We start from the raw sequence: 14,800 nt of genomic DNA on the forward strand, positions 1-14,800 counted from the left end.
GACGAGAACATGGATATTACAATCAACAAACAAATGGTACAAAAAAATGAAAAAGAACAGGATTTCACACCTGTTTTTAAGATCAATAATCTAAATTTATGGTATGGACAGGATCATGCCTTAAAAGATATTAAATTTGATATTCCAGAAAAGCAGGTTACAGCAATCATCGGGCCATCAGGCTGCGGAAAGTCGACATTTATTAAAACGTTGAACAGAATGGTGGAAATGGTTCCCATCGTCCGTATGTCCGGGGAAATTGTTTATCGTGAGAAGAATATTTTCACTCCTAAATATGGTGTTGAAGAACTTCGTACACAAGTGGGTATGGTGTTCCAAAAACCAAATCCGTTTCCTAAGTCTATTTATGAGAATGTTGCTTACGGCCCTCGTATTCACGGGATCAAGAATAAAAAAGTATTAGATGAGGTAGTTGAGAAAAGCTTAAGAGGTGCCGCGATCTGGGACGAAGTAAAAGATCGTCTGCATGAGAACGCATATGGCTTATCAGGGGGTCAACAACAGCGTCTATGTATTGCAAGATGCTTAGCGATCGAACCAGATGTTATTCTTATGGATGAACCTACTTCTGCACTTGATCCGATCTCTACTCTAAAAGTGGAAGAACTGGTTCAAGAACTTAAGAAAGATTACAGCATTGTTATCGTGACACATAACATGCAACAAGCAGCTCGTATATCTGATCGCACGGCATTCTTCTTAAATGGAGAAGTAGTGGAATATACAGATACGAGCACATTGTTCTCGAATCCATCAGATAAGCGAACAGAAGATTATATTACAGGACGATTCGGTTAATTAAAGAAAATAGGAGTGAGATAAATGGTTGTTCGTGAAAATTTTCAGCTTCAGTTAGAAGAGATGAAACAAGCGATCGTACAGATTTCTAAATTGGCAGAGGAAGCATTAGAGCTTTCTGTTGAAGCATTAAAGAATCAAGATCTCGATAAAGCCCTACAGATTATTGAAAATGATAATCGAATCAATGTCCTTGAAGATGAAATCAACGACATGGCCATTCTATTGATCGCTAAACAAGCACCTGTAGCATCTGACCTTAGACGAATCATTGCTGCCATTAAAATCTCGTCTGATATTGAAAGAATGGCTGACTTTGCCGTTAATATTGCGAAGTCTACAATTCGAATTGGAAAACAAGAGCTCATCAAACCATTAGAAGAGCTTCCAAAGATGGCACATCATGCGATCGCTATGCTGACAACAGCTACAAAAGCATATGTGGAAGAAGATGTAGCTCTAGCGAAGCAACTAGCGGAACTTGATGATGAAGTAGATGAAACATACGGGAAAATCATTAAAGAACTATTAGAGCTTATGACAAAAAATCCTGAACATCTTTCTCAGATCAGTCAGCTTCTGTTTGTGTGCAGGTATATTGAACGTACTGCTGACCACGCTACAAATATTGCAGAGAGCATTATCTTTTTAGTAAAAGGAAAAAGATACGGTTTAAACGATTAAACAAATAAAAAAAAGCGAGCACTGATCACTTCAGTGCTCGCTTTTTTTATTGCTGCTCTTTTATAAAAGATTGTTGCTTTGAACTCCTTGTCACCTTTGACAATTGATTGTAGTGCAAGGTGTGAGACTCCTACGGGACAGGCGGGCAGGTGAGACACTTAAGAGTGAAACGTACGAATGTGGCTCACCGCCTGCCCATTGGAAAGCGAGCAGCCTGGAACGGAAATCAAACTTTCAAAAGCAACAAAGCTTACAAAAACAGCCTTTGTTATATTATGTAGAATTATGAACTTGTTATTTCTTTAGCGATCTCATCGAAACTCATCTTGCTGTTTACTTGATGAGATTCAGCTCTTACTGCACCTTCTAAATTGTTCGTACGTAAATATTTTAAGAATTCATCGCTATTCTTAATGATGTTTTCTTTTTGTAGAAGATCACATACTTCTCCAGTACTCATTCCTTGAGTGATTGTTAAAGTCATCTGATACACCTTTTCTTCCTCTTTTGGAGGCGCGGTTTTAGGTTCTTCTTTTGCAACCGGAGCCGCAACGGTTTCAGTGTCTTTAAGTGAAGTATACTCTTCCTTTGAAATTGCTAATTCGCCTTTTTCAGAAAGATATTGAGCTACCGATTCTTCTGTTAGTTCAGAAGTTTTATCAGCATCAGCCGTATAATAAAAACCAGCCAAAATTCCTGTTGAAAGGATAATACCTGCTGAAAATCCGCGAAGGTTTTTGCTTGTCATACTCATTACCCCTCACAAATTAGTTCTTATCATTAATCATCATTTCATCTTCAAGAACTTTTAATTTCTTTTTTATTTGATAGATCTCTTTCATTAACTGAATAGTAAAGTTCTCGAGCTGTGTTTCAACTGATGCTTCCTTGTTTTTTCTAAAGGAAAGAATCAAAAGAATAACACCAACTAGTAACAATCCAAAAATAGCAAACTCCATAATATCCTCCCTAATTTAAAGCTATACCCTTTACTTTTATAACATAGTATTCTGCTGTGGTATAGGGTTTTTCGCAAAAGTTTACACAAATTGCTACAATTCGACTATTTTCTCATTTAAATCCATACTGGTATGAAAATGAGGGAAATGAAAACGACGTTTTTTGTCTTACTTTGTCAAATAGACAGAATTATCAGAGAGATAAACCGGTTACAAAAACTTTACATATTCGGAAATCTCAAGTGGGGTAAGGAAGCGCCATTTTTCGACTTTTTTGACACATTGTATATAAAAATATCCAGTGATACGATTATAAAAAATATGGTAATAAATAAACATTTTATAGAATAATTAATTAGGATGAGGTGATGAACTTGATCGAAGATATTGTCAAACTAAAGGAGAACGGTTTAACCCTTCAAGAGATCGCTCAAAGAATGAACATGTCTTTAGGAAAGGTTCAGTATCGCTGGAACAAATACCGGCAGCAGCAAACACCATCGCACCATGAACTTCCATCTCAGCCCGTTCTTAAAGAAGAGAAGTGGACGATGCCTTTTGAATATGAAGAGGCTAATGTTCATCTGATGCCAAGGACCCCTGATAGCTTGTATGTTTATTGGAGTTTTTCTGAATCAACAAAACAGATGGCTGAACATCATTTTCGCACAAATTGGGAAGAACTTCCTTCAGTACTAAAGATTTATGACGTAACGGACATTGATTTTTTCGGCCACAATGCTCATCGAACGTTTGAGGTTGAACTTCCTCCGATGACTAACAATTGGTTTCTTCAATCCTTGGAACCTGGTAGAACATATATCGTTGATATTGGTACTCGCACGTTTGATGGAAGTTTTTTTACTCTGTTAAGATCAAATCCTGCTGAGACGAGTCCTGCACTCTATAACAGTTTGCATGATGAGAAGATTGACAGATGGAAACATCAAATTGTTGATGAGCCTGAATGGCTAGAGAACTTTTCAACCTATTCATATTATCAAAAAATCAGATAGGAGAGTAAAACATGTCTAACGGGTATTTTTCATTAGTCTTGCACGCTCACCTTCCTTATGTGAGACATAAAGAAGCGAATCGATTAGAGGAAAGATGGGTATTTGAGGCACTTACTGAGACATATATCCCGTTGTTATGGGTACTCGAAGATCAGCCTGAAGCCTTGTCTTGGACCTTATCGTTCTCACCGCCTTTGTTGGAGTTATTAAACGATCCAGTCATTCAAAAACGTTATTTAGAACATTTAGACCTTACGATAAAACTTGTTAAAAAAGAAAAAAAACATTCTTCAAATACGGAAGAAGAAAAGATTATCGGGTTTTACGAAGAACGATATAAAAGAATCATGGAAACGTATCAAGAATTCGATTGTAAAGTGACAGATGCTTTTAAACGCTATATGAAACTTGGGAAGGTTAATTGCATCACTTCCTCTGCAACCCACGCATTCCTTCCCTATGTTCAAACTGAACAAGGAGTTAAAGCTCAAATCTTTGCAGGCGTTCAAACCTTTGAAAAGTATTTTGGTGAAAAGCCTAAAGGGTTTTGGCTGCCAGAATGTGCTTACTCTCCCGGAGTAGATATCGCGTTAGCAGATGCAGGTATTCAATTTACTTTTGTAGATGAAGAAACTCTACTCAGAAGTAAGCCCGTTCCATCTAAAGGTATCGGAGCTCCTGTTTACTCTCCGCATGGGGTGGCATTGTTCTCGCGAAACCAATGTATCTCTGAAACAATTTGGAATTCTTCTGTCGGCTATCCAGGCGATTTTGATTATCGAGAGTTTTATCGAGACGTCGCCTATGAGAGGGACAATGAATATATAAAGAGCTTCATCCATCCTGAAGGAATTCGAGTCGATACGGGTTTAAAGTATTGGAGAATAACTGGGAAAACGGAGAACAAAGACTGGTACCAAAGAGAATGGGCATTAAATAAAGTGCAGAGTCATGCTTATGATTTTTGTCATCGCATTACAGAATATCTACATACCAACGAACAATCTTACCCTCCTCAACTAATAACTGCACCATTTGATGCAGAGCTATTTGGACATTGGTGGTTTGAAGGACCAGAATTTTTACTTCAATCCATGAAAGTTTCAACAGAACAAAACATCACGTGGATCACACCTCAAGAATTTATAACAAGACATTATCAAGATTTAGAGACTGTAAGACCATGCTTTTCAACATGGGGCAGAAACCAAACAGGTGAAGTATGGCTGAACGAATCAAATGCTTGGATGTATAGACATCTGCATCATTGTGAAAGAAAGCTGGTCCAGCTCGCGGCACGTCTTTCACATGATGAACCAAACATCGTTGTTGAACGATATGCAGATCAGATGGTTCGTGAATGGATGCTAGCTGCAAGCTCTGACTGGGCATTTATCATTGAAGGTAACAGTGCTGCAGAATATGCAAAGTCAAGGTTTCAAGAGCATATCGAGAGGTTTCATGAACTAGATCGATCGATTGAAAATAAAACATATCATCCAAATGAAATAGCAGAGTTTGAAAACCAATACCCCTTCATGCTTACAAACGATTTGTGGCACTTTTTTAAGAATAAACATGATGAGTACGTGGCGTCCCACTATAGCGAACGAAAAGCTGACAAGAAGAAAATATTAATACTTTCATGGGAATTCCCTCCTATGGTAGTAGGTGGATTAGCAAGGCATGTATTTGATCTATCAAGAAAATTGGTCGAGCAAGGATCAGAGGTATATGTTATTACCTCTTCTGTTCCGGGATATCCCGAACACGAGGTGAATAATGGTGTACATGTATACCGAGTTGCTGGGAAGCAGCCGAATTTTGAGTCGTTTTTCCATTGGACAGGAAGTTTGAACATGGCCATCACTGAACAAGCGCTGGCTCTCGCAAATAAGATTGACTTTGATTGCATTCATGCACATGATTGGCTCGTTTCAGTTTCGGCACTAGCCATTAAAAAAGAACTGAACATTCCTTTGATCACTACCATTCATGCAACAGAACATGGCAGGAACAACGGGATAACTTCTCCCCTCCAATACGAGATCAATCAGAAGGAATGGGAGCTTATGGATGGATCTGATCATTTGATCGTCTGCAGTGACTATATGAAAAATGAGTTAACAGGGGTTTTTAGCATACCGGAACAGAAGGTAACCATACTGCCAAACGGTATAGATCCAGATCAGATCACTTTTAAATCTAGTCCTTCTATTGAAAGGAATCACGACGACCATGAACTTCTTCTTTTCTCGGTTGGCAGGCTTGTAAAAGAAAAAGGGTTCCAAACGATTATCGAAGCGGCAGATATACTAAGGAATTCTGGCAAACACATCAAATTTGTAATAGCTGGAAAAGGTCCTTTAATGGATGAACTAAAAGAAATGATCAGGCAGAAGAGCTTAGAAGACTATGTACATCTAGCAGGATTCGTAAGCGATGAGGAAAGAAATGAATATTTTGCAAAAGCTGATGCCGCTCTTTTCCCGAGTCATTATGAACCGTTCGGTATTGTTGCGCTCGAAGGGATGGCTGCAGGGAAGCTGACTATCGTTTCTGATACGGGAGGTTTAAGAGAAATTATTGATCATGAAAAGACAGGGTTAAAAGTATATCCTAACGATCCAGAGAGTATTGTGTGGGCTATAGAATATATCATAAGAAACCGTGAACGCTGCCAAGACATCGCTAAGAATGGAGAGGAAATAGCTAGAACCGTTTTCAGCTGGGATTCAATTGCTGAAAAGACTGCAGAACTCTATATGACTAAACAAAATCAAACATCAAAAGTGGGAGGTATCGTTTAATGAAGGGTGTAATTATGGCTGGTGGAAAAGGGACACGTTTAAGACCTCTTACATGCAATATGCCAAAACCAATGGTGCCGATGCTTCACAAACCCGTAATGGAGTATGGGATCGAACTTCTTAAGAAATTTGGGATTACAGATATCGCCGTTACCGTTCATTACTTACCAGACGCAATCAAAAACTATTTTGGTGATGGTCGTGATTTTGGTGTGAACCTTCATTATTTTGTTGAAGATTCTCCATTAGGAACTGCTGGGTCCATTAAAAATGCTGAAGAATTTCTTGATGAGCGTTTTATCGTGATCTCCGGCGATGCGTTAACGGACTTTAACCTTGAAAAAGGTATCCAATTTCATGAAGATAACGATTCACTCGCAACGATCTTCATGAAGCAAGTTGATTCACCATTAGAATATGGTGTGATCATGACCAATCAAGAAGGAAAGATCATTCGATTTCTTGAAAAGCCAAGCTGGAATGAAGTTTTTAGTGATACTGTGAATACGGGTATCTATGTACTTGAACCAGAAGTATTTAATTTTATCGAGAAAGATGTTCCGGTAGATTTTAGCAAGGATTTGTTTCCGCTATTAATGAAAGAAGATAAAAATTTGTTTGGTTATCAAGCGGAGGGATATTGGTCTGATATTGGAAGCCTTCAGCAGTATCGCCAATCCCATTACGATATGTTGAACGGCTTGGTGGATCTTCCTTTTGCGGGAGAAGAAAAAGAGCCAGGTGTCTGGATTGGTGAGAATGTTTTTATTGAAGATGGAGCTGTGATCGAGGCTCCTGTCAGCATTGCAGATGGAGCCGTGATCAGGAAGGGCTCTCATATCGGAAAGCTATCAGTTGTTGGAAAGAATAGCGTAGTAAGCTCAGGAAGTTCTTTAAAGAAAACGGTGTTATGGAACGATGTTTTTGTAGGAGATCAGTGTGAATTAAGAGGAGCAACTATCGCGAACGGTACGAAAGTGGAGAAAGACGCGTCTATCTTTGAACATGCTGTAGTAGGTAACCATTGTACGATAGGTAAAAATGCGACGCTAAAGCCAGATGTTAAGATCTGGCCAGAAAAAGAGATCTTTGAAGAAGCGCTTGTTCACACCTCGATCGTATGGGGTAAAAAAGCTACAAAATCTTTGTTTGGATCTAGAGGAGTTTCTGGGATCGCTAACGTGGAGATCACACCAGATTATATCGCAAGACTGGCATCAGCTTATGGAGCTGTTCTTCCTTATGGATCACAGATCATCATCGCAAGTGATTCGCATGACTTTTCAGTTATGATTAAACAATCTTTTATACAAGGACTTCATTCTTCCGGGGTGCACACGCTTGATATTAGTCCTACTGTCGCACCAGTTGTCCGTTTCTCTATCGAAGAAGAACGCTTAGAAGGCGGTGTTTACGTAAGGTTCTCTAATCCTACGGGAGAGAAACAACTGATGATCGAATTCTATGATAAAAAAGGACTTCCGATACATTCAGATCTTGAAAGAAAGATCGAGAATGCATATTGGCAGGAAGATTATAGACGTGCATCATTTGATCGTATTGGAAAAGGTGCTGTACAGGCGAACAAACATGAAGATTATATTTCCGCGCTTTTAGAAGAAATACAAGAAAAGGGTATTCAAGAAGCAAAGTTTAGAGTTGTGGTGAATTACAACCACCAGCCTTATCTGAACTTTATTCCTAACCTTTATAATCGATTGAACTGTGAGATCCTTACCGCGCCATATCAAACGAAACCAGAGGAAATGGCATCTTTTGTAAGAGTAACAAATGCCAATATCGGAGTTTTGATCGGAGAAGCGGGTGAAACATTGCGTCTCATTACGGAGACTGGTGAAGTGTTAGATGAAGAGACCATGCTTGCTCTCTATGTTTTCACAGCATTTTCTCAAGGTAAGCAAAAAGAGATGGCTATTCCTGTGTATGGATCATCTGCGCTAGATTCCATCGCCGAACGTTTAAAAGGAAAGTTGATCAGAACGAAAGCTAACCCACGTTCTATCATGGAAGTAGGGGATGGGGTCCTTAATTACCAATACGATGCTCAATACGCATTTGTTCATATTTTAGAGATCATGGCGATGCAGAAGATCACATTATCTGAACTCGTAAAGATGCTTCCAGATGTTCATATGCTACGAGAATATGTACCTTGTCCAAAAGATAAGAAAGGCCGCGTGATGCGCAGGCTGATGGAAGATATCCGTGATAACAATGTGGAATTGCTTGATGGTATTAAGGTTTTCCATCCTGAAGGTGGCTGGACGCTTATCCTTCCAGACGTAGAGCAGCCTGTTTTCACAGTGTATTCTCAGAATACGGATCCTGAACAAGCGAAACAAGCGGCATCGCAATATATTGAAAAAATACAGTTGTATCAGCAGGTGTAACAGATGCCAAGACATTTGGTTTTAGGAAACGGAAAATTATTGATCAATTTAGATGAATCTTTGCAGATCAGAGACATCTATTTTCCTTACGTCGGTCAGCAAAATCATGTACAGGGGCATGTTAACCGTCTAGGAGCCAGTATCAATGGCTCCTTTTCTTGGCTTTCCTCAAAAGAATGGGTGATCGAGCCCGGTTATCATTTAGACTCGCTCGTTACACTATCGTACGCAAAGAACGCAAAAGAAGGCATAACGCTCAAGATTGAAGATGCCGTGCATCAAAGAGAGAATATGTTCATGCGGAGAATCACCGTTTTAAACGAATCAAATGAAGAAAAAAGGATCAAACTTTTCTTCCACCAAGATCTAACTATCTATGAGAATGAAGTGGGAGACACAGCTTACTTTGATCCTGAAAAATCTGTGATCATCCACTATAAGAAGAATCGTTACTTTTTGTTTGCAGGTTCATTCGATCAGAAGGGGATCGACCAGTACACAACAGGGGTCAAACGTTTTTTAAGTGCTGAAGGAACATGGAGAGATGCAGAAGATGGTCACCTTCATGTAAACCCGATCGCGCAAGGATCAGTGGATAGTACGTTTTCCGTACAAGGCATTGTTCCACCACACGGAAAAGGAGACGTGCACTATGCTCTAACCGTTGGGAAAAGTAGAGAGGAAGTGTTTTCACTCTACGATTACCTCATGGAGATCGGTCCATCTTTAACTTTAGATAAGATCGATGTGTATTGGAGGAGATGGGTAAATAAAACAAAGATCAATCCGTGCAACCTCTCTGATGAACTTCTTGATCTATATAACAGAAGCTTACTGATCATTCGGACACAAACCAATGAGAATGGTTATATCATAGCGGCCAATGATTCTGATATTCAGCATTATAACCGCGACCATTATAGTTACATGTGGCCGAGAGACGGGGCACTGATAGCAGCCGCTGTCGCAAAAGCGGGTTTTCATGGAATGGTGAAGAACTTCTATCGCAGATGTGCAGATGTTTTAACAAAAGAAGGATATCTTCATCATAAATATAACCCCGACGGTTCGATCGGATCATCTTGGCATCCAATGATCGATAAAGAAGGGTCGAGTCAGTTGCCGATTCAAGAAGATGAAACAGCGCTCGTACTGTGGGCATTTTGGGAACATTATAAAGAAACAGGAGATATTGAGTTTGCTCAATCTCTCTATCGGTCATTAGTCCGTCCGAGTGCGAGATTTTTGCTTCAATATATGCAAGAAGAGCTTGACCTTCCGTTGCCTTCTTATGATCTTTGGGAAGAAAGAAGAGGGATCTTTACCTTTACAGCAAGCTCTGTATATGGGGGTCTTATGGCTGCTTATTCTTTTGCGACGCTATTCGGTGAAGATGACCGAGCGGAGAGGTATAAGAAGGGTGCAGACCGAATAAAAGCTGGAATGGAAAAGCATTTGTATGATGAGAGTTCAGGAAGGTTTTTAAGAGGTATCTATCTGTTGGATGATAACGCCTATAAAAAAGATTTCACGATGGAATCTAGCATGTATGCTCTCTTTGCGTTCGGTGTATATCCTGCCGATGATGAACGAATCGTCCGAACGATGCAGCAGATGAATGAAGAGTTAAGCATTAAGTCAGGTGTAGGCGGAATTGCGAGATACACCAATGACTATTACTTTCAGCAAACACACGATATGACAAGAGCGCCTGGGAATCCATGGTTGATCTGTACGCTATGGCTAGCAAAATGGCATGTTCAATGTGCGAAATCACTTCAAGACCTAGAACGTCCTCATGAAATTTTACGTTGGGTTCACGAACATAGTTTTTCTACAGGTGTCTTACCTGAACAACTGCATCCGTTTACTGGAGAGGCTTTGTCAGTGGCTCCTCTCACATGGTCGCATGCTACATTTATAGATGTTCTCAAAGAATATACCAAAGTCTATGAGAAACTTTCACAAAACTCACTTGCTCGTTAGAAAAGAATTTGTTATCATGTTATGGTATGGTTTAATAGAGAATATGACTGTTAGTAACCATGAAAATGTACTTTGGTAAAGATGTGGAGGGAAACAACAATGCGTGTAAACATTACTTTAGCTTGTACTGAAACTGGTGATCGTAACTACATCACTACAAAAAACAAGCGTACGAATCCAGACCGTTTAGAGCTTAAAAAATACAGCCCGCGTTTAAAGAAATACACAGTTCACCGTGAAACAAAGTAATTTCACGTAGAAGCGCCTGAGACCCATGCAAATGAGGGATCAGGCGTTTTTTCATGCAATCAGACTCATGATAAGATAAATACATCACGTTATAGAGGTGTTTAATATATGGATAAATCACAATGGCGAAAGAAGTTAAAACAATTATTGCTGTTAATGGGAAAAGAAGAAAGAAAAGTAAAAAGCGAAGCGATATCTAATCTTTTATTTCAAACGGACGAATGGCAGAAGGCAAATTGTATCGGTATCACCGTTTCTAGAACATTTGAGCTTGATACGTCTTACATCATAAACCAAGCATGGACTGAAGGAAAGATTGTCGGCGTCCCTAAGTGCTACTCTAAACATAAACAGATGGAGTTCAGAGAGATACGTTCATATGAAGAACTAGAAAATGTATATATGGATCTATACGAACCTAAAGTAGATGTTACTCCGTGCATAGTGCCGTCTCAACTGAACATGATCATCGTGCCAGGTCTTGTATTTGATAGAGAAGGGTACAGAATTGGTTACGGTGGCGGATATTTCGATCGCTACTTACAATCTTATGATGGTTCTAAACTTTCAATTGCTTACACCTTACAGACTACGAATTCTCTTCCACATGAAAACTATGATATCCCTGTGGATACGGTTATTACGGAAGATGGTCGATTTCGGTAGATGATGATCATACTAGTAGGTATCGCTCTTCTTTCCATCATGTCAGCTTTATTCAAATGGCTAACGATTGCAGGCAGTTTAACAGCGTTTATATTGGGAGTAATTATCAATAAGGCTTTTGGATGGCAAGGTTTGATTATACTCGGTCTCTTTTTCATAACTTCTACACTTTTAACGAAATGGAAGAAAGACAAAAAACAGGATCAAGACGCATTACACATCGAAGACAAAAAGGGAAGGTCTGCTTGGCAAGTACTTGCTAATGGTGGAGCAGCTCTACTTGCAGCAATAGGTCAACTGACGCTTTCAGATCCGTTATGGCATATTGTGTTTGCGGCTACCTTTGCGACAGCTACAGCAGATACATGGGCTTCAGAGATAGGTGTCCTATCGAAGCGAAGACCGTTTCATATTAAAGAATGGAAAAAGGTTGAACCTGGTTTATCAGGTGCAGTATCAAGTCTAGGTACAATTGCAGCAGCGACAGGAGCATTATTAATTGGCTTTAGCTTTTATTTTCTTTACGACACATCGATTACGATCCTGATGTGTATTGCGATTTCTGGATTTTTAGGAAACGTAGCAGATACCCTTTTCGGGGCTTGGTTTGAACAAAAGTATGTTTGTTCCATTTGTAAAAGAGAAACCGAAAGCAGCGCTCATTGTGGTGCCAAGACGGTAAAAGTATTTGGATATGCCTTTTTTACAAACAATCTTGTGAATTTTTCCTCTACGATTATTGGAGGTCTGATTGCGGGAGGTTTATACATATGGTTCCTAAGTTGAAAGTTATAGGGGTTGTTCTTGCAGGCGGTGAATCTAGAAGGTTTGGTAGTCCAAAATTGTTCGCTAAATGGGGAGTTACCACTTTTTTTGAAAAAGCGATGAATGCAATCGCTCCACATTCAGATGAGCTCGTAGCTGTTGTTCGTGAAGAATGGATAGAGAAGTTAGAGCACTGCCATCCTTATGCCACAGAACTAATTGCCGATGTTGAATCTTTTAAAGGAAAAGGTCCTTTAGCGGGAATATACAGTGCGATGATGAAAAGAAAGGGAGATTATTATTTGGTTACCCCTTGCGACATGCCTAGAATGAGCAGCGATATGTATGGAAAATGGATGGAATTTGCTACTGAGCATCCGGAGTATGATTGCATCATCCCGGTTTTGAACGGAAAAGTGTTTCCACTTAACGGCGTATACAAGAGATCATGTCTTCATCAAATGAAAGAGAACTTAATGAAGGAAAACTTAAAGGTTTTATCCTTATTAGACCGTAAACACACAAAATATATAGAAGTACAAGAAGAAGAAGCATGCTTTTTCAAGAATGTTAATACGAAAGAAGATCTTTTAAATCTAGGGGACGAATAAAAAGTGCATTCCAAACAGAAAGTAGTAGCAAGGAGGTTTTCACATGAAAGGATTTGTGATTAAAAGCTTTTTGATATTCCTTGCTATTGTACTCGGTTACAGAATGAGATACCGTTTGATGAATAGCGCTCTTGGTAATCCGTTTATTCGTCGTTTCTTAGTTGGCAGTGCTATGTCATTTCCAGGGTTGCGATCTAAAATGATGGATGAAATCATTTGACCATGCAATCGGAAAAAGCAGCATTCTTCTTTGATTTAGACAATACGCTGTTCGATTATGAAGCCTCCTTTAAGAAGGCTTCTTTATTTGCATTTCGTAGCATTACTTCTGTGGATAACGCAGATAAGAAGTTAGAAGAAAAATGGTTCACTTGTTATAAGACTTTTTGTGATTTTTATTGGGAGGCGTATGAAAAAGAATGGATCACTCGAGAAGAATATCAAAGTAAACGCCTATTATCTTCATTACGTGCAGCAGGGTTAAGAAATTTTAGTAAGAAAGAAATACAGCAATTTCAACAGCTGTTTGAAAAGAATGTACATTTATTTGTAGAACCTTATTCATGGATAAAGGATATTTTCAAAGTCTTAACTCGTTATAAAATCACGTACGGAATCATCTCTAACGGAAGTGCTTTCGTTCAAAGAAACAAAATAAAGCAACTGCAACTTGATATTCCCGAAAAACACATCTATATTTCATCGGAAATAAAAGTGGCTAAACCTAGTCCTGAGATTTTCCATCTTGTAAAGAAGAAAACGGAAGCAAGCGCCTTATACTATGTTGGTGATTCTTATTCATTAGATATGGTTCCAGCCATTCAAGCTGAGTGGACTGCTATATGGTGGAATCCGTTGAAATTTACTATTACGAATGAGAGTAATCCTCATCATAACTGTTACTCTAGCTGTGAATTAATAGAAGTCATCATGAGATATATTGAATCAGCTGGATGTTCTCTCCGTTAGTTGTCTGAAATAAAACAAATAAATATTTTTTATCTTTACTGATTAAGATGAAAGGCATCGAACTTCCGATCGGACTTACTCTTTGTCCATTTTTTGTAGTAATGCCTAAAAAGTAATTTTTATATAATCCTTCCCAAAGCTTCCCTATAATCTCCTGACTTTTGGATGGAGAGAACCCAGGTAGTGGTTTGCTGTTATAATCTGTTAACGATACTAATGAGATCACGCTATATTCGTTGATATCAATCTGATAGAAGTTTGTAGTTTGTGTGAGTGTTTGCTGCAGAAATTTATTTGTTTTTTCATCGAGTTCATTTTTAGCTTTCCGCTCAGTGGTATCCTTAGGGACTTGAAAACTTGAGAACGATTGATCTAGTTTTGCTGCATATAAATAATCCTTACTCATTCTCTGTACAGAACGGTATTTCTCTTCACTAAGATGTATTTCACCTTGATGAAAGGAGATGGCTTCCCATAGCCCCGGTATCGAACTTATAATGTCTTTTTCAAGGTCAATCTTTGAAGCAGATGTTTTCCATTCTGTCATCTTGTTGTTAAGTCTTCCGTTCTCGAAAATCATTGCAATATCTTGCCTCAGATAAACACGTTCAGAAGTCTCCGAGTTTACCTTCCAAAGCAAGTCATAGTTTGAAGTGGTTCCTCTAACGAATGAAAGCTCCGAGTCTGCTTCCTTAAAAGAAAAAGCGTTATCTATCGGAAAGAATGTAATGCTTTCACGTGCTTCTTTTTTTACAAACGGCTGGTAGATGATACCTATTACAAGTATAATAATTAACAGATAAATTGAAATTCTCCACTTCATACAAATCAGCCTCCCTTTCGGACAACTTGTTC

Annotated in this window: 15 protein-coding genes; 12 read left to right on the forward strand and 3 right to left on the reverse strand. The window is 38.9% G+C overall.

Features of this window, described 5'->3' with window-relative positions; genetic code table 11:
* The first annotated feature begins 33 nt into the window (after positions 1 to 33).
* The gene (pstB, locus tag IHV11_RS04785) at positions 34 to 819 is read left to right on the forward strand and encodes a phosphate ABC transporter ATP-binding protein PstB (RefSeq protein ID WP_370568662.1); all 786 of its coding nucleotides are present in this window, start codon (positions 34 to 36) and stop codon (positions 817 to 819) included.
* Positions 820 to 843: 24 nt separating this feature from the next.
* Positions 844 to 1,503: a phosphate signaling complex protein PhoU gene (phoU, locus tag IHV11_RS04790; protein ID WP_191753821.1), complete on the forward strand. Its 660-nt coding sequence runs from the start codon at positions 844 to 846 to the stop codon at positions 1,501 to 1,503.
* A gap of 283 nt (positions 1,504 to 1,786) precedes the next feature.
* Here phoU and IHV11_RS04795 read toward each other — a convergent pair whose 3' ends face one another.
* Both IHV11_RS04795 and IHV11_RS04800 read right to left on the reverse strand, forming a co-directional pair.
* Entirely contained in the window at positions 1,787 to 2,251 is a 465-nt protein-coding gene (locus IHV11_RS04795) for a hypothetical protein (protein ID WP_197131127.1), read from the reverse strand.
* Positions 2,252 to 2,270: 19 nt separating this feature from the next.
* Positions 2,271 to 2,462 carry a hypothetical protein gene (locus IHV11_RS04800; RefSeq protein ID WP_066396184.1) on the reverse strand — a complete coding sequence of 64 codons (192 nt, stop codon included), beginning with the start codon at positions 2,460 to 2,462 and terminating at the stop codon, positions 2,271 to 2,273.
* Positions 2,463 to 2,836: 374 nt separating this feature from the next.
* On the opposite strand from IHV11_RS04800, the gene IHV11_RS04805 reads away from it, so the two are divergent.
* The 10 genes from IHV11_RS04805 to IHV11_RS04850 all read left to right on the forward strand — a co-directional run bounded on the left by IHV11_RS04805 (position 2,837) and on the right by IHV11_RS04850 (position 13,945).
* On the forward strand, positions 2,837 to 3,478 hold the full coding sequence (locus IHV11_RS04805; protein ID WP_197193839.1) for a DUF4912 domain-containing protein: 642 nt from the start codon (positions 2,837 to 2,839) through the stop codon (positions 3,476 to 3,478).
* Between the two features lie 11 nt (positions 3,479 to 3,489).
* On the forward strand, positions 3,490 to 6,288 hold the full coding sequence (locus tag IHV11_RS04810) for a 1,4-alpha-glucan branching protein domain-containing protein (protein ID WP_197193840.1): 2,799 nt from the start codon (positions 3,490 to 3,492) through the stop codon (positions 6,286 to 6,288).
* Positions 6,288 to 8,699 (forward strand): sugar phosphate nucleotidyltransferase, encoded by a 2,412-nt coding sequence (locus IHV11_RS04815; protein ID WP_197193841.1) that lies wholly within the window; start codon positions 6,288 to 6,290, stop codon positions 8,697 to 8,699. The genes IHV11_RS04810 and IHV11_RS04815 overlap by 1 nt, the downstream gene beginning before the upstream one ends.
* Before the next feature lie 3 nt (positions 8,700 to 8,702).
* Positions 8,703 to 10,685 (forward strand): glycoside hydrolase family 15 protein, encoded by a 1,983-nt coding sequence (locus IHV11_RS04820; RefSeq protein ID WP_197193842.1) that lies wholly within the window; start codon positions 8,703 to 8,705, stop codon positions 10,683 to 10,685.
* Positions 10,686 to 10,784: 99 nt separating this feature from the next.
* Entirely contained in the window at positions 10,785 to 10,934 is a 150-nt protein-coding gene (gene rpmG, locus IHV11_RS04825; protein WP_066242361.1) for a 50S ribosomal protein L33, read from the forward strand.
* 108 nt (positions 10,935 to 11,042) lie between these two features.
* Positions 11,043 to 11,600, forward strand: coding sequence for a 5-formyltetrahydrofolate cyclo-ligase (locus IHV11_RS04830; protein ID WP_197193843.1), 558 nt, complete (start codon positions 11,043 to 11,045; stop codon positions 11,598 to 11,600).
* Positions 11,601 to 12,386, forward strand: a complete 786-nt coding sequence (locus IHV11_RS04835; RefSeq protein ID WP_197193844.1) for a DUF92 domain-containing protein — start codon at positions 11,601 to 11,603, stop codon at positions 12,384 to 12,386.
* Positions 12,371 to 12,976, forward strand: a complete 606-nt coding sequence (locus IHV11_RS04840; protein WP_197193845.1) for a molybdenum cofactor guanylyltransferase — start codon at positions 12,371 to 12,373, stop codon at positions 12,974 to 12,976. Before IHV11_RS04835 ends, IHV11_RS04840 begins: the two co-directional genes overlap by 16 nt.
* Positions 12,977 to 13,019: 43 nt before the next feature.
* Positions 13,020 to 13,196: a hypothetical protein gene (locus tag IHV11_RS04845; protein ID WP_197131220.1), complete on the forward strand. Its 177-nt coding sequence runs from the start codon at positions 13,020 to 13,022 to the stop codon at positions 13,194 to 13,196.
* Positions 13,197 to 13,198: 2 nt separating this feature from the next.
* The gene (locus IHV11_RS04850) at positions 13,199 to 13,945 is read left to right on the forward strand and encodes an HAD family hydrolase (protein ID WP_231620271.1); all 747 of its coding nucleotides are present in this window, start codon (positions 13,199 to 13,201) and stop codon (positions 13,943 to 13,945) included.
* Here the strand turns inward: IHV11_RS04850 and IHV11_RS04855 are convergent.
* Complete coding sequence (locus IHV11_RS04855) at positions 13,905 to 14,768, reverse strand: hypothetical protein (RefSeq protein WP_197193847.1); 864 nt, start codon at positions 14,766 to 14,768, stop codon at positions 13,905 to 13,907. The two genes, IHV11_RS04850 and IHV11_RS04855, sit on opposite strands and share 41 nt — an antisense overlap.
* Positions 14,769 to 14,800: the final 32 nt, after the last annotated feature.

Source organism: Fictibacillus sp. 26RED30 (assembly GCF_015903845.1).
Classification (GTDB): Bacteria; Bacillota; Bacilli; order Bacillales; family Fictibacillaceae; genus Fictibacillus; species Fictibacillus phosphorivorans.